Origin of the sequence: Polystyrenella longa (assembly GCF_007750395.1) — a bacterium.
In the GTDB taxonomy this organism is placed as follows: domain Bacteria; phylum Planctomycetota; class Planctomycetia; order Planctomycetales; family Planctomycetaceae; genus Polystyrenella; species Polystyrenella longa.
Genome location: NZ_CP036281.1, coordinates 3,030,420 through 3,055,134, shown reverse-complemented (window position 1 = coordinate 3,055,134; position 24,715 = coordinate 3,030,420). Strand labels below are relative to the sequence as shown.

General features: G+C 50.0%; 17 protein-coding genes. 11 read left to right on the top strand and 6 right to left on the bottom strand.

All coding sequences use genetic code 11. The features are described from left to right. Window positions 1–159: 159 nt before the first annotated feature. From Pla110_RS11350 to Pla110_RS11340, 3 genes are all read left to right on the top strand, one after another. Entirely contained in the window at window positions 160–1,272 is a 1,113-nt protein-coding gene (locus Pla110_RS11350; RefSeq protein WP_144995878.1) for a hypothetical protein, read from the top strand. A 63-nt stretch (window positions 1,273–1,335) separates the two neighbouring features. Next, window positions 1,336–3,030, top strand: coding sequence for a serine/threonine protein kinase (locus Pla110_RS11345; RefSeq protein ID WP_144995877.1), 1,695 nt, complete (start codon window positions 1,336–1,338; stop codon window positions 3,028–3,030). Window positions 3,031–3,087: 57 nt separating this feature from the next. Further along, window positions 3,088–3,840: an ion transporter gene (locus Pla110_RS11340; RefSeq protein WP_144995876.1), complete on the top strand. Its 753-nt coding sequence runs from the start codon at window positions 3,088–3,090 to the stop codon at window positions 3,838–3,840. Between the two features lie 158 nt (window positions 3,841–3,998). On the opposite strand, the gene Pla110_RS11335 is transcribed toward Pla110_RS11340, so the two are convergent. The 5 genes from Pla110_RS11335 to Pla110_RS11315 all read right to left on the bottom strand — a co-directional run bounded on the left by Pla110_RS11335 (window position 3,999) and on the right by Pla110_RS11315 (window position 11,819). Beyond that, a complete protein-coding gene (locus Pla110_RS11335; RefSeq protein WP_144995875.1) occupies window positions 3,999–5,021 on the bottom strand; it encodes a hypothetical protein in 1,023 nt (340 codons plus the stop codon). Between the two features lie 579 nt (window positions 5,022–5,600). Then, window positions 5,601–8,603, bottom strand: a complete 3,003-nt coding sequence (gene secD / locus Pla110_RS11330) for a protein translocase subunit SecD (protein ID WP_231742980.1) — start codon at window positions 8,601–8,603, stop codon at window positions 5,601–5,603. 119 nt (window positions 8,604–8,722) lie between these two features. Then, on the bottom strand, window positions 8,723–9,076 hold the full coding sequence (gene yajC, locus Pla110_RS11325) for a preprotein translocase subunit YajC (RefSeq protein WP_144995874.1): 354 nt from the start codon (window positions 9,074–9,076) through the stop codon (window positions 8,723–8,725). Window positions 9,077–9,437: 361 nt separating this feature from the next. Then, window positions 9,438–10,559 (bottom strand): tRNA guanosine(34) transglycosylase Tgt, encoded by a 1,122-nt coding sequence (gene tgt, locus Pla110_RS11320; RefSeq protein WP_144995873.1) that lies wholly within the window; start codon window positions 10,557–10,559, stop codon window positions 9,438–9,440. 210 nt (window positions 10,560–10,769) lie between these two features. Next, window positions 10,770–11,819 carry a type II secretion system F family protein gene (locus tag Pla110_RS11315; RefSeq protein ID WP_144995872.1) on the bottom strand — a complete coding sequence of 350 codons (1,050 nt, stop codon included), beginning with the start codon at window positions 11,817–11,819 and terminating at the stop codon, window positions 10,770–10,772. Window positions 11,820–12,309: 490 nt separating this feature from the next. Between Pla110_RS11315 and Pla110_RS11310 the strand changes: the two genes are divergently transcribed. The 5 genes from Pla110_RS11310 to Pla110_RS11290 all read left to right on the top strand — a co-directional run bounded on the left by Pla110_RS11310 (window position 12,310) and on the right by Pla110_RS11290 (window position 18,101). Continuing rightward, entirely contained in the window at window positions 12,310–13,104 is a 795-nt protein-coding gene (locus tag Pla110_RS11310) for an enoyl-ACP reductase FabI (protein ID WP_144995871.1), read from the top strand. Between the two features lie 268 nt (window positions 13,105–13,372). Continuing rightward, on the top strand, window positions 13,373–14,425 hold the full coding sequence (locus Pla110_RS11305; protein ID WP_144995870.1) for a thioredoxin-disulfide reductase: 1,053 nt from the start codon (window positions 13,373–13,375) through the stop codon (window positions 14,423–14,425). A 224-nt stretch (window positions 14,426–14,649) separates the two neighbouring features. Then, on the top strand, window positions 14,650–15,849 hold the full coding sequence (locus tag Pla110_RS11300) for a M24 family metallopeptidase (RefSeq protein ID WP_144995869.1): 1,200 nt from the start codon (window positions 14,650–14,652) through the stop codon (window positions 15,847–15,849). A gap of 14 nt (window positions 15,850–15,863) precedes the next feature. Beyond that, complete coding sequence (gene bioF / locus Pla110_RS11295; RefSeq protein ID WP_144995868.1) at window positions 15,864–17,099, top strand: 8-amino-7-oxononanoate synthase; 1,236 nt, start codon at window positions 15,864–15,866, stop codon at window positions 17,097–17,099. A gap of 111 nt (window positions 17,100–17,210) precedes the next feature. Then, entirely contained in the window at window positions 17,211–18,101 is an 891-nt protein-coding gene (locus tag Pla110_RS11290; RefSeq protein WP_144995867.1) for an alpha/beta fold hydrolase, read from the top strand. Window positions 18,102–18,123: 22 nt separating this feature from the next. On the opposite strand, the gene Pla110_RS11285 is transcribed toward Pla110_RS11290, so the two are convergent. After that, entirely contained in the window at window positions 18,124–19,107 is a 984-nt protein-coding gene (locus Pla110_RS11285) for a Gfo/Idh/MocA family protein (protein WP_144995866.1), read from the bottom strand. A 226-nt stretch (window positions 19,108–19,333) separates the two neighbouring features. Between Pla110_RS11285 and Pla110_RS11280 the strand changes: the two genes are divergently transcribed. The 3 genes from Pla110_RS11280 (at window position 19,334) to Pla110_RS11270 (ending at window position 24,687) form a co-directional block, all read left to right on the top strand. Beyond that, a complete protein-coding gene (locus tag Pla110_RS11280; RefSeq protein ID WP_144995865.1) occupies window positions 19,334–20,422 on the top strand; it encodes a Gfo/Idh/MocA family protein in 1,089 nt (362 codons plus the stop codon). A 441-nt stretch (window positions 20,423–20,863) separates the two neighbouring features. Beyond that, the gene (gene ftsH / locus Pla110_RS11275) at window positions 20,864–22,828 is read left to right on the top strand and encodes an ATP-dependent zinc metalloprotease FtsH (protein ID WP_144995864.1); all 1,965 of its coding nucleotides are present in this window, start codon (window positions 20,864–20,866) and stop codon (window positions 22,826–22,828) included. 638 nt (window positions 22,829–23,466) lie between these two features. Further along, window positions 23,467–24,687 carry a DEAD/DEAH box helicase gene (locus Pla110_RS11270; protein WP_144995863.1) on the top strand — a complete coding sequence of 407 codons (1,221 nt, stop codon included), beginning with the start codon at window positions 23,467–23,469 and terminating at the stop codon, window positions 24,685–24,687. Window positions 24,688–24,715 lie beyond the last annotated feature (28 nt).

The window sequence follows — 24,715 nt, the reverse complement described above, 5'->3', positions numbered from 1 at the left end:
ACATTGGTGAGTTCCCATAGGATCTGTTCATCTTAATTATTGTTCTCGGACGCTTTAATGAAGCCTTTTCGTAGACCACTGTGGGTTGAAATGGCACAATAGGAGCACATCTACTGTTTTATATAACTTGCTCTTTTTGTATTTCCGGAGCCCCTTTTTATGCCCATTAGTTTCGCCTGTCCTGAATGCGGACGTCAGTTCACTGTACGAGACGAACTCGCTGGCAAGGCGGGCCATTGCAACAGTTGCCAGCATCGGTTTCACATCCCCGACCCAACTCCCGTTATGTCAGGTGCTTCGAAGAGTGGGCATTACCGATTGGGAAAAGCCAGTCCTTCCAGCAAAGCAAATGGACAACCGGGAGGATACCACGTTCCTTCCGCAGTCGATTTAGCTGCCGTATCCCAGCATAGCTTGGACCGAGTTCAGCGAAATGAACGTCGCTGGGAAGAAGAGGAAGAATCAGGTCCTTATCAGGTTAAAACGCCTCGCACACCTTGGCGCGAACAACATCAGATAAATAAGCAACGCAAGAAGTCAAAAGCTCCCGGCGCCATGAAAGAGTTCTACTGGGATAGACTCCGGGGACTCCGACATTTACTGGATAACCTGAACGATTTTGGTTACCTCGTTAGCGTCCCCTTCATTGCAATGGTGATTATCAGCATTCTGTGGCAATCTCAAAATATTGGGCTGATTGGGGCGAGCGGCATCATTGCCGTGAATGTCATTCGATTTTATATCAACCTGATTCACCTGGCCGTGCTCCCTTTCCGTCAGAGCCTGATGCAGGGAATTCTATTCCTTATTCCTCCGTTTACTTTTTATTACCTCTACCAGAATTGGAAGCCCATGAAAAAGGGGGCCAAAAAACTATTCGGGCCGATGTTTCAGATTATTGCCGTAATCCTCGTGTTCACTTTCTTACCGTTCCTCCACAGCGGCAAAGGGGGGGACAATATGAAACTTCCCGAACGAATCAAATCGGAAGCGGACACGTTGTTCAAAGAGGCCGAAACCAATACGCAGAAAGTCAAAGAAGCGACTCGTAAGCAGGGAACGAAGCTGCTGAAAAAGTCAGAGCAGAAATTAAACCGCATCGAAGAAGAAGCCAAAGCGGAAGAAGCCAAAGCGGAAGAAGCCAAAGCGGAAGAAGCCAAAGCGGAAGAAGCCAAAGCGGAAGAAGCCAAAGCGGAAGATGCCAAAGCGGAAGATGCCAAAGCGGAAGATGCCAAAGCGGAAGATGCCAAAGCGGAAGATGCCAAACCCTGATCCTCACTCGACTCTGTTTCTAACGCTCCATAAGCCACTATCTTCCTGACGAAAACCGAATCTATGCCTCAGAATGACTTCGACGACAATAATCCCACTGTCATCCTGACAGATCAAGACGACGTGATCGATCTGGAAACCGAGACGCTTCTGGCTGAACGGACCAGGCAGGAGCCGCGTCCTGTAAAGATGGTTCAGGGGCCCGGCCTTAGTTTCGGGTCGGCAACGACATCTCTATTACAATGGCGTCTTCAGGCTGTTGTGATACTGGCGTTAGTACTCAATGTTTGTTTTCTGGGATTGAGTCTTTTCTTTAACGCTGAATTTATCACTGGTGGCCATGACACTTACCACATTTACGTCGTCATCAGGTTAATTGGGCTGGCTGGTTTTCTTGCTGTACTGCTGATCTATCGCGACTACAGTCAAAAACAGTTGAGGTGGATGGAAGGATTACTATTTGGCTTCATTGTTCTGATGTGGATCTATCAACGGTATGCTTCAATCGTTTCTGCACTTGATCTGAGCAGCGAAGCTGAACTGTTAACAAACAGATTCAGTGGTCTGATGTCACTCGTGTTTATCATTCTTAGTTTTGGTGTTTTCATTCCCCATCGCTGGCAGGAAACCGCGAAAGTCGTCGCAACGATGGCGCTGTCTCCTTTCATAGTCACTTTATTGGTCCACCTGTTTCACCCTCACTTAATGGATGAAATCACCGAGTTGACTTCCCATTCCCATCACTCCGTGATGGCTTCCAATCTACTGGTGGGCTGCATTCTCGCCGTTTACAGCGCCGGAATATTGAATAAAATGCGAGCCCAAATGCATGAGGCCGAAGAGTACGGTCAATATCGGCTGATTCAGAAAATTGGAGCGGGCGGAATGGGGGAAGTTCATCTAGTTGAACATTCGTTATTAAAACGTCCGTGTGCATTGAAACTCATCAAGGATAGCGAAGGACCTGTCAATATCGCTCTCGCACGTTTCGAACGTGAAGTACGCACGACAGCCAGTCTGACGCACCCGAATACAATCGAGATCTACGACTATGGGCACACTGAAGAAGGTGTGTTTTATTACGTGATGGAGTTCTTGCCTGGCATGAGTCTTCGAAATCTGGTTCGTGATTATGGTCCTCTGAAACCAGCCAGGGCTCTGCATCTTCTCGATCAAACTTGCGATGCCCTGGTCGAAGCGCACGATGCGGGTCTCGTGCACCGCGATCTGAAACCGGATAACCTGTTCGTTTCCGAGCGTGGAGGCGTCTGTGATTTTATCAAAGTACTCGATTTCGGCCTCGTGAAATCGACGAAGCCAGGTTCGGCCCAGTTGACCTCTGACGAAGTGGTGAGTGGTACGCCTCAGTTTATGGCCCCCGAGCAAGTCATGGGCGAACACGACCTTGATGCTCGATGTGACATCTATGCCCTCGGTTGCATTGCTTATTATACGCTCACGGGAAAGGCCCCGTTTAACGACGGTTCCGCGATGGCTGTCATGATCGCACATACAAACCAGACGGTGATTCCGCCTTCAGAAATTGAAAAGTCTATTCCGTCCGACATCGAAGAAGTCATTCTTAAATGCCTGGAGAAAAAACGAGAGGATCGATATCAGTCTGTTTACGATCTGCGACAGGCCCTTCGGCGGTGTCACGATTACGGCGATTGGAATGCGATCCTTGCTGCGGAATGGTGGGAAGAGAAAGAATCTGAGACCGATGAAACGACAATGGCCAGTGCCGCGCTGGAATAGCCTTCAGTGAGTTAGAACTGCTGTTTAAGTAACCTGTCCATTCCAAAGAGAGTGCCCATGAGTTCTGCTGCCGCGCGTGATATTACCCCCTATCAGCTGTTTATGATGGCGCTGTGTGTTCTGGTTCTATTCATGCTGGTAATACAGACCTTGATCGCGCCCCAGTCAGAAGAAGCACAGATTCTGGAATACGCAGACTTCTGTATCTGCATTTTCTTTCTGGTTGATTTCTTCATCTCGCTTTACCGAGCGAAAGATCGTAAGAAGTACATGCTGACCTGGGGGTGGATTGATTTGATCTCCAGTATACCCGTTGATATTGTCCGTCTTGGTCGTATTGCTCGCCTGCTACGAATCGTGCGTTTATTTCGAGCGGTGAGGGCCACTAAAACTATCGCCCATCATTTGCTTCAGCACCGTACTGAAGGTGTACTGCTATCGTCCGCACTATTGACGTTACTGATGCTCGTCTTTGCCAGCATTGCGATTCTGCAACTGGAGAATTCCCCGGAATCAAATATCCATACTGCTGAAGATGCACTGTGGTGGTCGTTTGTCACGATTACTACCGTTGGATATGGAGATCATTATCCTGTAACTGCGGAAGGGCGATTTCTAGCCGCATTCCTGATGATTACCGGAGTGGGCTTGTTCGGAGCCGTTGCCGGGACGATGACATCCTGGTTTACGTCAGGAGCCGTCGAAGAGACCGATCAGGATTTGGAGGAACTGAAAGAGGAACTCCGAATCGTGCGTGCTTTGCTGGAAGAAGCAAAAAAAGAGCGGGAAGACGTCGTCTCTTCTAGATAGGCATTGGCTTCCGATTGGAGAGTTCCGCCAATAACCAAAGGTTCCCCAGCTTTGTATTGATGACTAATTCAAATACGTAAAAAAACCACGAAGGCAGGGAAGTACCTCCGTGGTTTCACAGGGAATGAATTCATGCGGCGTGAGCCGATTTGATCTAGTTAGCGAACAGTTCCATTACGTCGACCGGTCGCCATCTGAACGGGGCCATCGGCATAGTAGAAGGTCGGATCGTCAATCACCCATGGTGTCGACCAGGTTTTACCATCGTCGAAGGTGGTGATATTGAAGAAGCAGGAATGAAACCCTTCACATTTGTAACCGTAAGGGAATGAAGAGTAGAGGTGGTCCGCAGCTGTCAGGTCTTTAATGCCTTCGTGGGCGTAGTAGTGAACCTGTCCATCAGGAGTGAAGGACATTCCGAAAGTCCACCAACCCTGTTTCGTAATTTTGGGTCCGGCGACTTCTCGCCCATTCTGATCGCAGCGAATGAGAATGCTTGCTGAGTCCTCTGTGTTGCGTCCATCTGTCTTACTGTTGAACTGAACGAAGAAGCCAGGCCAGTATGGTTCCATTTTCCGGCTATTTTTTCGATTGAACAAACCGAAGCCGAACTTGGGTTTGTCGTCTACCAGAGTGTGGCAGTCGGCACGAATCCCGAAGGTTGAACCGGTGCGGTCTTCAAACTCATCGAAATCAGGGATATACACGCGGACTACAAAGCTAGGATTCTTGGCAAGCCACAATGCGTTACCCGGAATTCCCCGTGGGTTAATGACGAGATCGTCCTGCTGCATTTCCATGCTGATGCGACCAGGGATACCTGCGATACGTGTCTGCATCAACAATGCGCCGGTGCTGCCTTCAATTCCCCCCGGAGGTGCAGGGACCCGTTTGACCAGGTCGGGAGTCCCCCGGTAATCGCTTTCGAGCATTCGACGGTTCGACGAGAAAGCATTTGGACGGCGGACCTGTTCATCGATGTTAGAACTGCTTTTCGGAAAGTTGTAGGTATAGGTCCAACTTTCGTCTTCGAAGTCGTCTCCAATTTTTGGTACCACTGTTCCCTGCCCGGGAACGACTCCTTGGGCAAACACAGCGCTGGTAAACACGAATATGGAAACGACGGAAAACAGGACGAGTTGTCGCATAACTATCGATTTGAGTGCCATCTTGTTTCGCATCCTATCGCAAATTTCTGACAAGCGATTCAGGCCAGAGTGCAAACCTTTGACATGCAGGTTTTGCAAACGCCATGGCCAGTTGCTAAACAGAAACGAGATCTCGTTGAGTAGATCGGGTGAACCGTGAGAAAGTGAGAGGCGGTTCCGGCGAATGGGTATCAGCGATCTGGAGAGTTTGACCATCCTTGGCGCCCTCTCGAGTCTTTCATCTGTCCGCCATCCGTTGCGTAACCGATATGTCCAGTTTGTATATCGGATGGAGTTTGCGAGACGTTTATCGATTGTACCTGTTGCAGCAAAAGTGTCTGATGTCCATTCGATACCGTCGGTGGTTTTTTCCTAGAGTTGCCATTTGAATCAACGGGAATAGTCTGTGAGAACTACCCATTTCAGCAGCGGGGAGTGACCATTGGCGCGCTGATAGTTGGGGCGAGAGTCATTTTCGGTTTGAGGCTTCGGGTAAACCACGTAGTAAATTGCTGAAGATATGGACGAACATTCAATAAAAAAAGACCAGCCGAAGCTGGTCTTTAGTGATGTTTAAATATGACATCATCCCATTACAGGACAATGTCCTAATCAGACGGGGGCGCCTGACTTTTTACGATTCATTAACCAGAGAAGGATTGGGCTGGCAACATAAATCGAACTGTAGGTACCGGCGATGACACCGATAAGCAAACAGAATGCAAAGCCATGAATTCCTTCGCCACCCCAGACGTACAAGATGCCAACGACCATGAACGTCGTTAATGACGTCAATAAGGTACGGGACAGAGTCTGGTTAAGGCTGGTGTTAACGATGTCTTTCGTGATGGTTGGGTTCTTACCTCGAACCTCACGGATACGGTCAAAGACGACAATCGTATCGTTCAATGAGTACCCAATAATGGTCAGAAAGGCCGCAATCATCGGCAGGTTAATTCGGAAATCATCGAACTGAAGAGCCTTTCCTATCGGTCCGTCACTTAGAATTGAGGCCAGAGCAACACAACCGAGCACGATGAAGACGTCGTGAACCAGGGCCACGACTGCGGCGAGACCAAAGGTCAGATGCTGGAAGCGGAACCAGATATACATCACGATTGCGGCGAGACTCGCCAGCATCGCCACGATCGCCAATTGCTGCATTTCAGAAGCGACGGCGGAACCAAAGCTGTTCACCTCTTCAAAGGTGGGAGAGCTGGCCATTTTTTCCTGCATGGTGCCGAGAGCGATACTGAAGTCTTCCTGTTCGATCGCTGGTGCGACACTTAATTGAACTTCAGAATATCGTTCGACGGCCCCTGTTGAAGCACTCATACCAGAACCAGCGGTCCCTTTGACGGCTATCAGTTCTTCAGGTTTTTCGTATTTGGGAGTAGCCGCTTCTCCTTCTCCGTCGGATTTGATTTCCGCAAGAGCTTGCATCAGCCCGTCTACGGCAGCCGCAGGTGATAGCTCGCTGGAGAAGGTAATTGCCGACCGATAGCCATCGGCGAATTCGATGACCGTATCTTCATCTTCTGCAGCAGCAACAATCTGCTCGGGAGCAGTATATTCCATAGTGACTTTTTTCAGGTCATCACCGAAGGTTTGCGTAACGATCTGATGCACCTTGTCGGTGTTCGTCTCTTTAGTTCGCAGACGGAAATATTTTCCGTCCATCAACTCACCCGATTCGTCCTGAATCGTCAATTGGTCGACGGAAATAGTATTTCCCAATTCGGTATCGGCCAATTGAGCTTTGATGTATTCCGGAGTGAATCCATTACCGTCTGCCTCAGCTTCGTCATCAAACTCAAAACTGACCATCGTACCGCCAGTGAAGTCGATATCGAGGTTTTCGGCTCCGCGAGACCCGAATGCAACCAGACCGATAATAATGACAAGCCCGGAAAGGACGACAGTAAATTTCTGATGCGACACGAAATTCCAATTGGCCGATTTGACCCACTGGAACATTTTCAGGTCGGTGATCCAACGCTTCTGTTCACAAATCTCAAAGACAGTTCGGCCCACGTACAAAGCAGTGAACATGCTCATGATGATACCGATGAACAAGGTGACGGCAAAACCTTTGACTTGGTCTGTACCAATCAGGTACAGGAACAGGGCAGTTAGCAGGGTCGTTACGTTGGCGTCGATAATCGTCGTGAAAGCACGATCGAAACCGTTATGAATCGCCATACGCAGACTTGAGCCCTTCATTCGCTCTTCGCGAATACGCTCGAAGATAAGAACGTTGGCATCAACTGCCATCCCGATGGTCAGCACGAGCCCGGCAAGACCAGGTAAGGTGAATGTCGCATTAATAAACACCATTGTTCCCAGAACGAGAACGATGTTCAGCAGCAGACAGAAGTCCGCGATCAATCCGGCGACGAGATAGTACATCGCCATGAAGACAACCACAGCGATAGAAGCCCAGATAAGGGCATTCTTCCCTTTTTCCTGAATGTCAGAACCAAGCAAAGGGCTGATCGTGTATTCGCTGATTGGAGTCTGATCGAGCGGAATCTCCAAGGCACCAGCGTTCAGAACGCCGACCAGTTCATTGACTTCTGCGATCGTGAATGAGCCTGTGATTTCACCACTACCACCGGTGATCGGTTCATTAATACTTGGAGCGGAGTGTACAAAGCCATCCAGGAGAACGGCCAAGTGAGATTCCGGGTTACCCTGTTGGGGTGTATATTTTTGAGTGAGGTCACCGAATAATTTGGCACCCTTCGTATTGAAACGGAAGGAGACTGCGGGACGTCCTTGTTGGTCGAATGACGACGACGAGTTAATCAAGTATTGGCCAGTAACGCGTTCAGATTCGCCTTCGAAGACAAGCAGGACTTCCGTCCGTCCATCTTCAGTCTGGCGAGTTGGAAACCCTTGTCCGGCAACGTCTTTTTCTTCGGTTTCCGAATCTTTCGCAAGAGCGACTTTTCGCCAGCCAGCGACGATTTTTCCATCCGCGTTGCGGACGTCTGATCCCGAACTTGCCTGAGCTTCTTCAATGAGTTCTGCATGCCGCAGTGGTTCAGCGACAATTGCGAACTCCAGTGAACCGAGGCGGGTCATGGCCCGTTTCTGTGCGGCAACGACTTCTGGATCGGCTCCCGGAATAATAACTTCAATACGGTCTGCACCGACCTGTCGGACAGTCACTTGCTCAGTACCACTGGGATTCAACCGTTTGTTAACGGAGGTGACCAGGCTGTCCATCGCATTGTTATTGATGACCTTGTCTGCTTGATCGGCCTTGCCGCGATCGACTTGGTAGACCAAGTTGGTTCCGCCAGCGAGGTCGATACCCAGCCGAAACTCGTCCCAGACACTCCCTCCATTCGCTACTGTCCAGATAAAAGGGGACAGACCAAGGAACAGCGTCAAAAAGATGACGCTGAGCCGGTTGGCGTAGGCTTTGAGTTTGAGTGCGTTTGCAATGAGGGCCGCCAGAACGAAGGGGCCGACAAACAGCAAAACGACGAAGAGAATCTTGAGTCCAGTGGTCATGTTAGGGAATTCCTGTCGTACAGTGAGAAATCCATTACTCGTAAAGAAGGGCTGTGTCAGTTCGTCATCGCGACGTTTCTGGTGAACCGGCATCTGGAATCAGTTCCGTACCAGTTCAAAGAAGTGAGCCCTCTATATGTATATTTTACGTTATTTCGTTGGGTTTGCAGTCAGGGAGGCGTCGATCGATAAATACCGATGTGGCGTTCAATTCAGGACTTGGTCTCTTCGTTGCCGGTGAGGACCGTCTGAATACTGCTGCGTCGCATTTTGATTTTCGCGTTGTCATCAACTTTGATGGTGACCGTGTCGTCTGTCAGATGACTGACGGTTCCGATGATGCCGCCGATGGTTTGGACCTGATCATTCTTTTTCAGGGCACTGACCAGTGCATCGTGCTTCTTCCGTTCATTCCTCTGAGGACGCACCATCATTAGATAGAACAGAACGATAACAGCGACGATCGGCAGTAATTGGAACACGGGGTTCGGAGCGGCTTCATTAGCAGGTGCTTCTGCTCCCGCATCCTGAGCAAACAAAAATAGGTCCGTGAAGAGATCAATCATCCAATTACTCATTTTACTTTGAGGGAAGTTATGTTTTGGCGATGGGGAGAGGAATGACCAGAACTGGCACATTCTTTTCCAGTCTGCCGCAAAGACGTACAAACAGAATCAGGAATATTGGTGGAGTAAACTCTTTCCGCCAGTCTCCATCACTTCAGCCTGCTTTTGTCGCAAAAGACAGTCTGTTTCGCAGAAATTAAGTCAATTCGGCCTGCGCAACAGATTGTAGAGAGAGAGGTTACCGTCCAGCCAATTCAGGATGAAATGCACCTGTACGGAAAAAATCGAAATTTTCGACGACTCGTAAATGACAAAACACCCTGAGTGCGGCACTCCGGGCGAAATTTAAACCGTCGGTATCTTAGTTAGATATCCCCCAGCGAGCAAGTTGTACGGCCTTAAACTCTGCCGCCTTATTCAGTTGTATGGCCTCGCGGAGATTTCGCAGCAACTGTTGGTAGAATGCGATGTTATGTAAAGAGAGTAAAATTGGGCCAAGCATCTCGCCTGCGATAAACAGGTGCCGTAGATAAGCGCGGGAGTAAGACGTGCAGGTCAGACAACCACATTCGGGATCCAGAGGGCCTGGATCGCGCTGATGTTTTTGATTTCGAAGACGAACTGGCCCCGCACTGGTAAAAGCTTGAGCATTGCGTCCGTTTCTCGTCGGCATGACACAATCAAACAGATCGATTCCTCTCACAACACTCTCCAGCAGGTCTTGAGGGCGTCCGACCCCCATGAGATATCGAGGCCGATCAGCAGGAAGCAGGGGAGTTGTAAAATCGAGGGTTGTGTACATATCCGCCGGATCTTCGCCCACTGACAGGCCACCAACGGCATATCCTGGTAAATCGAGCGGAACCAGACCTTCGGCCGAACGTTCTCGCATTTTCTGATGGGTACCACCTTGAACGATCCCAAACAAGGCCTGATCTGATCGTTGCTGAGCATCCCGACAGCGAGTGGCCCAGCGAGTCGTCAAGTCAACAGCACGTTGCATTTCGTCGGGAGAAACATCGTGCGGAGGGCATTCATCGAGGCACATGATGCAATCGGCTCCCAGTTGTTCCTGGATCCGCACTGCTTTTTCTGGTGATAGTTCGAAGACAGAGCCATCAATGTGCGATCGAAAAACGACCTGTTTTTCGTCCAATTTCCGCATCTTCGCCAGGCTGAAGACCTGAAATCCACCACTATCAGTCAGGATGGGGCCATCCCAGTTCATAAACTGATGCAAGCCCCCCATCTCTTCGACGATATCGGCACCGGGCCGGAGGGCGAGGTGATATGTATTAGCCAGAACCTGCTGGACGCCAACATCCTTCAGTTGCTGGGGCAGAATTCCCTTCACCGTCGCTAATGTTCCAACTGGCATGAATGCGGGCGTTTCGACGACGCCATGAGGTGTATGCCAGCGGCCCAGTCGGGCTCTCGTTTCGGAATCGGTCGCCAGGAGTTCATATCTGAAGTGGGAAGACAACGGTTTCGGAATTTCTATTTTGGGCTGATTTGGGAGCAGGAAATGCGATACTCGTGATCGTCGTCGAGCAAGCTCGACGATGAATCAAGATACAAAGAGAAGCCCTCAGTCGCCACTCTCTGGCAGGGGCAAGTCTGCCAGAGCGAAATCTTCCACCATAAACTTAGATGTCGACGAGTCGTAGTGAGGCTTAATCTAAACGCTTTCGACCTACATCGCTTCTTTGGTTGCTTCCTGGATCATATTGATGTAGGTCAAAGCCATCCGGAAAATCAGGAAGATAATGAATACGGCAACCACGGTACGAATGGCCCAGCTGAATGCAGAGGCCATTCGGCTCAAACTGCGACGTGCCTCGTCCTGTAACTGAGGGCTGATTCGCTGGAGTTGTTCTGGAACAGTCCCGGTTTCTTCTGCGACTTCGACGATTTGCAAGTATTCTTCGGTGAACAGCCCACTGTTTCTCATTGCATCGCTGAGCAGGGCCCCCTCTTTCAGATCCGTAATCATCTGCGGAGACGCCGCCATGTAGACGCCGTTTCCTGTTGCTCGCAGAGAGATATCGATGCACCTTAATACGGAGAGCCCCGTCTGCTGAGTGAGGGCGAACGCCCAGGAGAACCGGGCAATCGCAAAGTTATGCATACACGAGCTGACAACCGGTATCTTCATGAAGATACTGTGGAAGAATTTCTTACCTGATAACGCACGACTCGTAAACTTATAGATGGCGAACCCGATGATCAGCGGCCCGAGTGTCATTAACAGCCAGAGTTCGGCTCCCTGAACTCCGGTTAACCCTAATCCTAGTGGATCGAAAGTCTGATCTTTCTTTGTCGGATCCGAGAACATATCGATGATCAGAAGCATGAATGCGATGATGAATATCGCCGCGAACATCTGAATGATGGGCATCGTCAGTTGTGCCCAAAGTTCCCGTTTGAGGTCTTTGTTGCGCTCGTAATGTTCGGCGAGGTCTTTCAGGACTTCGGGAAAATGGCCCGAATGCTCACCCACTCGAACCATACTCGTCATGAGTTCTGGAAAGGCGTTCCCCCGATTTTCCATCGCGGTCGCAATATCGCTACCCTGAGTGATATCGAGCAGGACGTCCTTCAGCACGCTACGGAGTCGCGGGTCGGATGTTTTTTCTGTAGTGACTTTAAAAGCGCGATTGAAGTCGAGTCCAGCCGTCAGGGAATTCCCCAAAGTTCGACACATTAGAATCAAAGAATTCGATTTGATTGGCGCGCTGAACATGTTGAAACCTTCCAGACCGACTGAAACAGGAAGATCCCGTCAAAAGCAGTCGCTTCCGTCAATATGCCGAGTGGTGAGAATAACAGAATCGTTCAAAACAGAACGGGGGCGCTCAACACGGCGAATGCTGGTTTCAGATGGCCCGAGTTCGTTCTGGAGAAAACTGGATGCAGAGGGGAGAGCAGAATGATATGTCATAATCAAGATATTTAGTGAAATGATCTGCTTATCAGTCTATCGGACGTGAAGTGGAATCGAAATTCAGATAAGTATAAGAAGTTTCGGTTTCGATGGATTCGCTCCGAATATGCCAACTCAACCTTGATTTCGTTGAAAAAGCGGTTCTTTAGGCCCGGAAAAGACTCAGGGAGCAATCGTAGACAGGACTTTAGAAATGACGGATCGATTCCGTTTTCGTTGTCAAACAGGCATTTCATCGAACAAACTAACTTATTTTTCTGCATTCATGCCAGAATCTTCAGGGTAATTTATGGATTTTCTCGACCTAAATAATAAGAAAATACTCGTCCTTGGAACTGCCAACCGGAAGAGTGTTGCCTTCCAGACGGCACGAGTGCTGGAGGAGGCAGGGGCTCAAGTCATCTATTCCGTTCGATCTCCGGAACGGGCCGAATCTGTTCGCAAACTGGTGGGGGATGCTCCTATTTATGTTTGCGATGTCGAACGGCAGGAAGAGATCGACGACCTACGGGATAAAGTCGCCGAAGAGCAAGGTGAGATACATGGATTATTGCATTCCATTGCCTTTGCCGACTATTCGGAGGGTTGGCTTCCCTTTCACGAGACTCCCCGTAAAGCATTCCTTCAAGCAGTCGATATCTCCTGTTTTTCCTTTATCGCCTTGGCCAACGCTTTCAAAGAATGCATCAATCCGGAAACTGGCAGTATGGTGACCGTCTCCATTTCGACGACGCGGATGGCGGCAGAAAACTATGGTTACATGGCTCCTGTCAAAGCGGCCCTCGATTCCTCAATCTGCTTTTTGGCAAAGTCATTCTCTCATTTTTCCAAGGTTCGGTTCAATGCTGTTTGTCCTGGACTTCTAAAAACGTCGGCTTCCGCCGGGATTCCGGGATATGTTGACAGTTACCTTTTCGCCGAAAAAGCGACTCTACGCAAAGAAGCAGTGCAAACCGCCGAAGTCGCCAATGTCGCCGCGTTTCTCCTGTCGCCTCGGTCTTCCGGCATGAACTCTCAAAGAGTCGTGCTCGATGCGGGTATGGAGACGAACTACTTCGATAATGAGATTATCGGCGCTCAATAAAGGTGTTTTGGGAGATTTAGTTTCGAAGCGAACGGGATGGCCAAGTCGACCGAGTTGACAGCCGTTTCATACGCCGAAACGATATTGTAACGAAAGCCGGGCAGTACAGGTTTTTCGCCTGACTCTGTTGCCCGGTGGAGACGGGTTCAGTATGTTTCAATAACTTAGAGGTTTGCCAGATCCCTCATCAAACCCAAGCGGGTTTTCACAACAGAGTTTATCACGCCGATCTGGCACCGGCAGATCAGAATTGTTCAGGAGTATTATTGTGGCGGAACGTGTGGTAATTATTGGTTCGGGACCAGCCGGATGGACAGCAGCAATTTACGCCTCTCGCGCCAACCTGGAGCCGCTGGTCATCGAGGGAGCAATTACGGAAGACAATCGTCAAAAAGGGACATTGCCCCTCGGGCAGCTTGCACTGACGACCGAAGTCGAAAACTTTCCTGGATTCCCAGCCGGTGAAATTGTTCCCTATCTCGACAGTTCGATCAACAAAAATCGTCGCATGATGATGGTCGATCACATGGGAGAAGGGGTCACGGGCCCGGAACTGATGGAACTGATGCGCCAGCAGGCAGTCAATTTCGGCACAAGAATCAAAACAGACGACGTTGTCTCTGTCGACCTCTCTAAACATCCTTTCCAGATCAAAACCTTGGCTGGAGAAGAGCTCGAAGCGCTGTCGATTATTGTCGCCACCGGTGCCCGAGCTAATTACCTGGGTCTGGAATCGGAAGACAAATACAAGAACATGGGCGTTTCCGCCTGTGCTGTTTGTGACGGAGCTTTGCCCCGTTTTCGGCAGAAACCTCTCGTCGTCGTCGGTGGTGGTGATAGCGCAATGGAAGAAGCGGATTACCTGACCAAATTTGCGTCAACTGTATACATCGTCCATCGTCGTGATGAATTCCGTGCCAGTAAAATTATGGCTGAACGGGTACTGAAAAACCCGAAAATCGATGTGAAGTGGAACTCAGTGATTGACGAAGTACTCGGTACAGATACCGAAGGGGTCACTGGAGTTCGAATTCGCAGTTCGATCAATGAAAACGAGACTGATGAGCTGGAAGTGGCAGGTTACTTCGCGGCCATTGGTCATACTCCGAATGTCGATTTCCTGGATGGGCAGGTCGAACTAAAAGAGAATGGTTATATTAAATGGACTGTACCTCACCGCTCGAATACGAGTGTCGAAGGGGTATTCGCAGCCGGTGATGTTGCCGATGACTATTACAAACAGGCCATCACTGCCGCCGGTTCAGGTTGTGCTGCGGCGTTGGATGCAGAACGCTGGCTCGCCCTCAAAGAGCTACACTAAACTACTCTGAGCGGTTGCCAGTGTCAGGACGACTAATTCAATTAAGAACCTCATCTGAAAATACAATTTCCGGATGAGGTTTCTTTACATCAAGAGGTTCCGAAGTTCGGTGTAAAGCGGAACTTGCGATTCTTGATTGTGGAAAGGGTAGCCTCGCTTTATGATGAAGCAAGATTACTTTCGATTTACGCACGACTTAATTTATTGCAACAGGGATGAACTTCATGCTTTCCAAAGAAGGATGTCTAAGCCGCCGCAAGCGTCTGTGGAATGAATTGCCAGCCGATATCGAGTGGATTCTGCTGGCAGACCCGCGTTCAGTCCTTTACTTCAGTAACTTTCTGGTGAATCCCCTCAGTTTTTCAGGTGGTGAACGCTGCTGGTTACTTCTGGAACGCCAAGGCAAAGCATCGTTACTGGGCGACAATTTCTCCATTCGCTCTGCTTCTGCTGAACCTTTCATCGATGAAGAAATTGTCGAAAAATGGTACGACCATAAACACTCTATCGGCAATCGTGATCATGCCCTCGTCGCCGCGTTGAAGCAAGTCGCTCCGTCACTTAAGGATCGCCCCGGAGTCATCGAGACGGAATGGATGCCGAGCGCGATACTGGGAGTTATGGGGCATGGTGGGTTCTCATGCTCGGAAGTCGCATCTAGCAAAAACGAAAGCTGTGGGTCTGAATCAAAAGAATCCGCGCCCGCTCGAATCGCGTTAGGTTCCCTTGTCCGCGAATTACGCCGACAGAAAGAGCCGGATGAAATCGAACTCCTGAAGTTGTGCATGAAAGCCACTGATGCTGGTCATGCCCGGGCGAAAGAGATTATCAAACCCGGGATTTCCGAGTTTGAAATCTACCGCGAAGTTCAAAATGCAGCCTTGGCTGCGGCAGGACGTCCTGGTCTGGTATACGGTGACTTTCGTGCGAACAATGCAGCTATGCCAAAAGCGGGAGGCCTTCCCACTGATTACGTACTGAAAGAACAGGACATCTTCGTCCTCGATTACTCGGTTGTCCTGCATGGATATCGATCTGACTTCACTAATGCTTATGCAGTAGGTGAACCCACCAGTGATCAGCAGAAAATATTTAATATCTGCCTCGAATGTCTCCATGCCGGAGCGGAATATCTGAAGGCAGGGGTCTCTGCCAAAAGTGTATACGAGACTGTTACTAAACCGATGCTCGATGCCGGTTACCCGGCACTCGGCCATCACGCAGGCCATGGAATTGGCCTCGGTCATCCTGAATCTCCTATCCTGGTTCCAGAAAGCACAGACACACTCCTTTCGGGTGATGTGGTGACGTTGGAACCGGGTATGTACATCGAAGGTATCGGAGGTGTTCGCATTGAACACAATTACCTGATTACGGAGACTGGGGCCGAGCAATTAAGCAATCATGAGATTTCACTCACCTGAAAAAGAGGTCTGTCGTGAACAGTGAGCGCTCCGCCAGTTCGGCGCCCCGGGTTTCTTTTCCCTGGATGTCGACGGCGTTAATGGAATTGGAGTCCGCCGGATTAAAACGCGCGCGGAGGCGGGTCACTCCGCATGCCGATGGCACCTGTGAAATCGACGAGCAACTGCTCAAAAATTTCGCCTCAAATGACTATCTCAGTCTTGCTCACGATCCGCGCGTCATTCGCTCTGCGCGGACGGCCATGGAAAACGCGGGAGCTGGAAGCCGTGGCAGCGCCCTTATCTGTGGACGAACTGACTGGCATGTTCTGCTTGAAGACAAACTCCGCGAGTTCAAACAATCGGAAGCGGCGTTGCTCTTCCCCACTGGTTATGCCGCTAATCTGGGCGTCGTTAGTGCATTGACCACGGAAGACGACTTGGTTCTCAGTGATGAACTTAACCATGCCAGCCTGATCGACGGTTGCCGTTTGAGTAACGCCGAAGTCGCCGTTTATCCGCACAATGATATGGAAACATTACGGAAACGACTCGCCGCAGCCAGTGGGTATCGTCAACGAATTATTGTTACCGATGGTCTGTTCAGTATGGATGGTGATGTCGCCCAGTTGAATGAAATCTGTGATCTTTGCGACCGCTACGATGCCTCTGTGATCGTCGATGAAGCCCACGCCACTGGTGTTCTTGGTATTCATGGTCGGGGTTCCGCCGAATGGATGGAAGTCGAAGATCGCGTCGATGTACGGATCGGTACACTGAGTAAGGCAATTGGATCTCAGGGAGGATTTGTCACTGGTTCAGGCCCATTAATCGACTGGCTATGGAATAAGGCCCGCACTCAGATATTCTCAACATCGCTTTCTCCAGCCTGCTGTGCCGCAGCAATGACGGCGATTGAAATCATCCAGAATGAGCCCCAGCGAAGAGAGCAACTACTCGCCTCGTCCCATCGATTCCGCAAGAAATTACGGGCACTGGGAGTTCGATTTCATGAACACGCGGCTGGACCGATCGTTCCCATTATTTTAAATGATCCTGGCAGGGCGGTTCAAATTGCCAGTGAACTGGAGCGATACGGTTTTCTTGTCGGGGCGATTCGGCCGCCGTCGGTTCCGGAGGGTACCTCTCGGCTGCGGATCACGTTAAGCTTTGCCCATGCCGACAAAACCAACGATCAATTGGCCGAACTGCTCGCGGAGCTGATTAATACCCGCAGCAAACCCAAGTCGCCCCCTCAGAAACCTCGTTGAACAGCGACCATGCTGACCTGTGGCTCATGATTCCGTACCGACTTGTTCTATCCTGTTGCTCGATGATTGAGATAACTTTTCGTTCTCCCAGTGAAGATTCCGACTATACCGATGACTTCCCCCAACCGTGACGGATTTGAAGAAGAGTACCCGTTCGAATCTCATTACTTCGAGAGACAGGGCCATCGGCTGCATTACATCGACGAAGGTGAAGGAGAAGTTCTGCTTTTCGTCCATGGCAATCCAACCTGGAGCTTTGCCTGGCGCAATCTGGTCAAGGATCTCTCCAGCAACTATCGCTGTATTGCCATTGATCATCTCGGTTGTGGGTTCTCTGATAAACCTCAAGATTATTCGTATCGATTAAACGATCATATCGAGAATCTAACTGCATTGATTGAGCATCTCGACCTCAAACAGATCACGTTTATCGCTCATGATTGGGGAGGAGCGATTGCGATGGGAACAGCGGGGCGCTCTCCTGATCGATCAGCTCGATTTGTCCTGGGCAATACAGCCGCGTTTCGCTCACAGCTTATACCGCGTAGCATCCATTTGATTCATATCCCCGGCTTTGGAGCAGTAGCGGTTCGTGGATTCAATGCTTTCGTTCGCTACGGGCTGCACTGGACCGTGGTCGATAAGAACGTGCTCACGCCCGCCATTCGGTCGGGTTACCTCGCGCCGTATGGGAACTGGCACGACCGCGTTGCTGTCTTGCGATTTGTTCAGGATATTCCCCTAAAACCCTCGCATCCCAGCTACGAAACGTTAAAGGGAGTTGAAGAAGGTTTAGCCCAGTTCAAAGATTACCCGATGCAATTCATCTGGGGAGAAGATGACTTCTGCTTTACGACGAAGTTTCTAGATGAGTTTCAGAAGTATTTTCCTGGGGCCAACACTCTCAGCTTCCCGGATGCGGGGCATTATGTGTTCGAAGACAAACCCCAGGAGATGATCGCCACGATTCGTCAATTCCTCAGTTCCAATCCGCTCAAATAAGAATCGGTCGAAGAGTCGACGATCAACCGAGTGGCATATCGCATGCTTGCAGAACCGCTTTCTGCACCTGAAGATCGTGCTCGTAGGTGAAGGCGGGGTCGCTTTCTCCTCGGATCCAGCGAGCCAATTCCTCGACATCGACTTTATAACGCTTGTAATTCCCGAACTCGATTTCCTGGTAACCTTTCTTGTATGGGGGCTGGGGTTCATCCAACGCAAATCGAACAGAAGGGGCATCCAGAGGTTGAATATGGAAAGTCCCTTTCGTACCGCAGACGACGAAATGCCGACGTTGAAAACCGTCGACTTCCAGTCCCGCTGATTTGATGGAAACGAGGGCCTGCGGGTACTCGAAAACGGCCAATGTATTGTCATTCAGCCCGTCGTCGAATTCCTGGGATGAATGCTGCAGGAACGGTGTCACCTTTTCCGGTTCTCCCATAATATCAACGACCAGATCGATCAGGTGACAACCAAGTTCCAGCATCATGCCCCCTTTAAACTCGGCCAATTGCTTCCGGGAACCTTCGGTCAGGACTTTACTCATTACGGTATGAATTTCAAAGATCTCGCCGAGTAAGCCTTTTTCGATAAAGGTTTTCAACATCTTCACGGCGGGGTTGTAACGATACATGTACCCCATTTGCACGACGAGATGTTTCGATGCGGCCTCGTTGAGCAAACGTTCAAACTGCGGTAACGACGTACCGGCCGGTTTGTCGAGATGGATGTGCTTTCCGGCTGCAATGCACTTTTCAGCGGTGTCCAATAGATCCGCGACTTTTGTCTCCACACCGATGACCTGAATGTCTTTGTTAGTGAGAATCTGGTCGACACTCATCCACTCGATTCCGTCGTACTTGCCGGAACTCATGGCCTGCAATTTTAATCGTTCGTTTGGTTCGGCCACACCTACAACTTCAAACTCTGGGGAGGCCTGATAGTCCGCGATCTTAGACGCATGACCGTGGCCAGTTCCTATTTGAGCATACTTGATCGGTTTCATAGTTGAAGGTCGCTTTAGCTGGCAGGTAAAAACGTAATGAGGCGGAATCCCGGTTTGTATTTGAGATCCTTGACAGAAGCTGTCATGATGAACGGCTGATAACCTTAGGCTGTTCTGCTCTCTATCATGCAGAAGCCTCCGCTAAAAGGCAAGCTTTCTGTGCGCACACTGCATCGGAAGCCGTTCGCCTGTTTCAATATTTACATCGAGTTAAGGAATTCTAACCATGCAGAAAACTTGGCGTGTTGCTGTGATTGGTCGTTCTGGAAAAGGAAATTACGGACACGGACTCGATGTTGTATGGAAAGATGTTCCCGGGGTCGAAGTCGTTGCCGTTGCAGATGACAATAAGAGCAGCCTGGCCGACGCACTCGAAAGAACAGGAGCCAAGCGTAGTTATCTCAATTACAAACAGATGCTGGCGAAAGAGAAACCAGACATCGTTTCGATCAGCCAGAGGTGGATTGATCAACACCACGAAATGGCAATGGAGGCCGCCGAACAGGAATGCCACATCTACATGGAAAAACCATTTACTCCCACTTTACGTGAAGCGGATGAAGTGATCGCCGCTCTGGAATCGAAACATCTCAAACTGGCCATCGCCCATACGACCCGCTACTCACCCGTCATCGCTAAAATTAGAGAAATGGTCACGGCAGGCGAAATCGGCACGCTGGTCGAAATGAGGGGCCGTGGGAAAGAAGACGGTCGCGGAGGGGGGGAAGATCTCTGGGTACTGGGTTCTCATGTCCTGGACATGATGCGGTACTTTAATGGCGATGTCGAAGCCTGCTCCGCTCGCGTCTTCAATGAGGGGCACCCTATTACGAAGGAGGATGTGGTCGCTGGTAATGAAGGAATCGGCCCCTTGGCGGGGGATACGCTCTTCGCGACTTATGAGTTTCAAAACGGGATTCCGGGATACTTCAACTCCACGCGCAACCCCGCTGGTTCTCCGGGACGTTTCGGTCTGACTCTGTTTGGGAGCAAAGGGGCAATCCGCATGACGACGGGGTATACGATGGAGGCTGCGATACTGCGGAACGGAACTTGGTCGCCGCATTTCAGCAAGGCGCAGTGGGAACCCATTAAAGCCGAAGAAAAGGGCCATTCTGGTCACGGAGGGGGGAACCATTTGGCCGTGCTCGACCTGATCCGGGCGATCAATGAAGATTCTCAGCCGATTTGCAACATGTACGACGCTCGTGCCGCTACTGAAATGATTGCTGCCGTGTTTGAATCTCACCGGCAGGAAACGCGAGTCGAGTTTCCGCTGGAGAATCGGGAGAATCCCTTAACAATGCTATCCTGAATGAATCGGGAATATTTTGCTATCCGTCTGCCAGTAGACGGCCCAGTCGGTTTTTCAACGGGGTTGAACTGTCTAGAATAGGGCGACCTTGTTTCTTAAAAAGACTTCAATAAACGAACATACGAATTCAACCGAACAACAGGCAGGAAGCCTGTTTACCGTTTTTAATGACCGTTCGATATTACCGCGCGTCTCCTCAATCGGGGACCTGTTTCAGCTGATTCCCGGTACCTCGTTTCCACCTTAGTTGATTTCACTCTGAGTTGGTCAAACAGGCCCCCTGGGAATTACACAGCGGTAATCTGACGATTGTTAGAAATGGTATCTCTGGACAATCGTGGGCTGTCCCCGTCGTTTCCCGTGTGGGAAGTGCGGGAAAGATACAGTTCCCGCTTTAGTAACTGAGAAACCTTCGGTTTGAATTGACTTAAAGGATGATTGATGGATTCCCCTTCTTCGAAGCCCGAACCTTCCAAAAAGCAAAAATCAGAGAAAAGCCAAGGCAACTCTGGTGAAAAGAAGAAACGGCCGGCGCCCGGTTTTCCTGGTGGTATCTGGTTCATTCTGCTGATCATGCTGGCAGTAATGTTCCTGTTCAATATGGGCGGAACCAAAGATGTCGAGTATAGCTTTGTGCGCGAACAGGCGGAGCAAGGGAATGTAGAAGAGATTATCTACAATCCCCCTAATACGATTTACGGAAAATGGGTGGAGCCCCCCACGGACCCCGAGGACAAAGACAAGAAGCTGAGCGAAGATTTCACTTCATACGTCTATGATACGGAGAGCCTTTTCCAGTTTGTGAAAACGCTGACAGAAGAAAAGAAGCTCAAGAGTTACAAAGCGCTTCCATTTGACTCCGGAGCAGGACAGCAATTGCTGATCTATTTCCTGATGTCGGTCTTCTTCCTTGGGATTATCTTTTTCATCTTCCGACGAAACTCGGAGTCGATGGGACAGGGAATGTTTGGGAACTTCGCGAAGAGCCCAGCGAAACGGTTTACCAAGAGCGATAAACAGCAGACATTCAACGATGTCGCCGGTATGGAGCAGGCCAAACTCGAACTGGAAGAGGTCGTCGAATTTCTGAAAAACCCTGAAAAGTTCCGCAAAATCGGTGCCGAAATCCCCCGGGGTGTGCTTTTGAAAGGCTCTCCGGGTACTGGTAAAACTTTGCTCGCCCGTGCCACCGCCGGTGAAGCGGGGGTTCCCTTCTTCTCCGTGAGTGGTTCTGAATTTATTCAGATGTTTGTCGGAGTCGGGGCCAGTCGTGTCCGCGATTTATTCAAAACGGCAAAGGAAAACGCTCCCTGTATCATCTTCATTGATGAAATCGACGCTGTCGGCCGCGAACGTGGAGCGGGACTGGGTGGTGGTCACGATGAACGGGAACAGACACTCAACCAGATTTTAAGTGAGATGGATGGTTTCGAAAAGAATGAAGCAGCCATCGTCATCGCCGCGACGAACCGGCCAGACGTTCTCGATCCCGCATTACTTCGTCCAGGACGATTCGACCGACATGTGACGGTTGATAAACCTTCTAAAGAGGGCCGGGTCGGAATTCTCAAGGTTCATACACGGAGTATTCCCCTCGACTCTTCTGTCGATCTGGAAAACATCGCCGCTAACACGATTGGTTTTTCCGGTGCTGAATTGAAGAACCTGGTGAACGAAGCCGCAATTCACGCCGCACGTGCTTCTCGAAAAGTGGTCATGATGGAAGACTTCGATTCAGCTCGGGACAAAGTTTTGATGGGGCCACCTCGCGAGAATATTCTGCAAGGCCACGAACGGGACATGACCGCTTATCATGAAGCGGGTCACGCTCTGATCGCCTGGTTGGAACCCGAGGTAGACTCAGTACACAAAGTGACGATTATCCCTCGTGGTTGGTCACTCGGATTGACGCAACTTGTGCCCGATGAGGAAAACTTCAGCATCGGTGAAAATAAACTCCATGCACAACTGGCGATGATCATGGGAGGCCGCGCTGCCGAAAAACTGATCTTTGATGAATACACCGCAGGGGCTCAAAGTGACCTTAAGAAAGCGACCCAGATTGCGCGACGAATGGTTGCGAACTGGGGAATGAGCGAGAAGATCGGCCCTGTCGCCTTTGACCAACGCGAAGTTCATCCCTTCCTCGGTAAAGAAATGCACGATTCCCGGGAATACAGCGAACAGACCGCTCACTTAGTAGATACAGAAATACAAAGTATTCTAATTAATGCGGCCAATCGTGCGACAGAACTACTCACAGAAAACCGTGAGGCCTTGACCAAGCTTGCGGAGGCACTACTTGATAAAGAGAGCCTGGGCTACGCCGAACTGACCGAATTGATTGGGGAATCGGCTCAGGCGAAAAAAAGAAACGGGAACGGAAAGGGGTCGTCGAACTTCTAAAGAGAATCCGGATATCCGTTGCGACCGGTCCAGTTTCATGGATGCAGGGCCGTCACGTGAACATTCGACGACGTTTCTCTGTTGACTCGGCCTCTCTTATTCCTGTAGATTAAGGACCAATTCAAGATACTCCCACCTCAAGACCTTCTCTGACTACTCTTCCTTTCGAACAATAACAGATAAACGGAAAAGCCTGAGTCAGGTCCTGGATGGCCTCGATTTTCCTGTGTACACCTCAGTGCTCTGGGTACAGGAAAACGACTTCACTCAATAAAACACTAGCAAACATTCCAACGAGCGATAATTTTTCCTACTGGGATTCTTCCTTACGGGGAACACGCTCTTCGAAATTCCCAAAAAACAATTTCGAAATGTCTGAAACTACAACATTGTATTGGTGAGTTCATGGTTAGAAGAACTCGCCCCCCGTTCCGACTGTAAAAAACATTCAGCCTGGTCGGAACAGAGTGAATCATTTCGAGGTTAAGCAGGTGGTACCAGTAATTGAAAATGAAATATCAGACTACGTTCTGACATTGCAGGCCATCTCCATAGGAAACGCGTCTTTGGCTCCTTGCCGGCTGAAAGTAGAGAGAGATGCCAGAAAAAAAATGCTCACCACGAGCTAGAACGAAACTGTGAATACAAAAGAGAATAAAAGCCGATCCAATAAAAAACGTCCCTCGAAAAAAACTCAAAAAACGCCGGATACCGAATTCGCTTCGCTCGGTTTAAATCCGAAAGTCCTGGCTCGCCTGGATAAACTCGGTTATAAGAAACCGAGTCCTATTCAAGAGCAATTCATTCCGATCGCACTCACAGGGCGCGATGTCACCGGCCAGGCTCAAACGGGCACCGGTAAGACGGCCGCCTTTGGTCTGCCCATACTGGAGCAGATGGACCCCCGCCTTCCCGGGCTGCAAGCAATCATTCTTACACCTACACGGGAACTGAGCGAACAGGTCTCAAATGAACTGGAACGTCTTGGTCCCAAAAGCCTGAAAATGGCTGTGCTGGTGGGGGGGCGTCCTATCCGTAAGCAAATTCGCGATCTGGAAAACGGAGCGCAAATGGTTGTCGGTACGCCGGGTCGAGTAATTGACCTGTTGTTTCGAAAAGATCTAGTTCTCGATCAGGTGAAGTTCGTCGTTCTGGACGAAGCTGACCGTATGCTCGATATCGGTTTCCGTCCGGATATCGAAAAGATCATGAAACGGTGCCCTGAGCAACGCCAGACACTCCTGCTTTCAGCTACGATGTCTTCCGAAGTGGAACGGCTTGCCAAGCGATACATGATCGATCCGGATCGCGTCGATCTTTCAGAGAAAGACGTCGCCAATAAATCAATTCAGCAGTTTTACATCAGCGTCGATGCAGACCGCAAAATCTCGTTAATGGCTAAGTTTCTTCTCCAGGAACGTCCCCAACAGGTTCTGGTGTTCACCCGTACCAAACGGGGAGCGGAACGATTATATAAAACGTTCGCGAAGAAGCTGAAAAACATTGCCGTCATCCATGGTGACCTGGCGCAACCGAAACGCGACAGCGTGATCAAAGAATTCCGGGGTGGCAAAACGCGAATGTTGATTGCGACGGATGTTGTGGGTCGCGGAATTGATATCAGCGGTATCTCTCACATCATTAATTATGATGTGCCCGAATTCTGTGATGATTACGTCCACCGCATTGGAAGAGCAGGGCGACTCTCCTCAGTGGGCAAAGGCCAGGCAATTACCTTTGTTACTCGTGAACAAGGATCGCAACTGACAGAGATCGAAAAACGCATCAACATGCTTCTCGATGAATACGAGATCAAAGATTTTCAGCCGGTGCGACCGCGACCGCCGAAGAATTATTAATCGGCAACAATCACTCAAATACGCGAAA

Coding starts and splice junctions, on each gene's coding strand:
- Pla110_RS11290 (WP_144995867.1), top strand. CDS start 17,211: ATGACTTCCCCCAACCGTGACGGATTTGAAGAAGAGTACCCGTTCGAA.
- Pla110_RS11310 (WP_144995871.1), top strand. CDS start 12,310: ATGGATTTTCTCGACCTAAATAATAAGAAAATACTCGTCCTTGGAACT.
- Pla110_RS11300 (WP_144995869.1), top strand. CDS start 14,650: ATGCTTTCCAAAGAAGGATGTCTAAGCCGCCGCAAGCGTCTGTGGAAT.
- Pla110_RS11345 (WP_144995877.1), top strand. CDS start 1,336: ATGCCTCAGAATGACTTCGACGACAATAATCCCACTGTCATCCTGACA.
- yajC (WP_144995874.1), bottom strand. CDS start 9,076: ATGATTGATCTCTTCACGGACCTATTTTTGTTTGCTCAGGATGCGGGA.
- Pla110_RS11285 (WP_144995866.1), bottom strand. CDS start 19,107: ATGAAACCGATCAAGTATGCTCAAATAGGAACTGGCCACGGTCATGCG.
- Pla110_RS11315 (WP_144995872.1), bottom strand. CDS start 11,819: ATGTTCAGCGCGCCAATCAAATCGAATTCTTTGATTCTAATGTGTCGA.
- secD (WP_231742980.1), bottom strand. CDS start 8,603: ATGCCGGTTCACCAGAAACGTCGCGATGACGAACTGACACAGCCCTTC.
- Pla110_RS11335 (WP_144995875.1), bottom strand. CDS start 5,021: ATGCGAAACAAGATGGCACTCAAATCGATAGTTATGCGACAACTCGTC.
- Pla110_RS11280 (WP_144995865.1), top strand. CDS start 19,334: ATGCAGAAAACTTGGCGTGTTGCTGTGATTGGTCGTTCTGGAAAAGGA.
- ftsH (WP_144995864.1), top strand. CDS start 20,864: ATGGATTCCCCTTCTTCGAAGCCCGAACCTTCCAAAAAGCAAAAATCA.
- Pla110_RS11350 (WP_144995878.1), top strand. CDS start 160: ATGCCCATTAGTTTCGCCTGTCCTGAATGCGGACGTCAGTTCACTGTA.
- Pla110_RS11340 (WP_144995876.1), top strand. CDS start 3,088: ATGAGTTCTGCTGCCGCGCGTGATATTACCCCCTATCAGCTGTTTATG.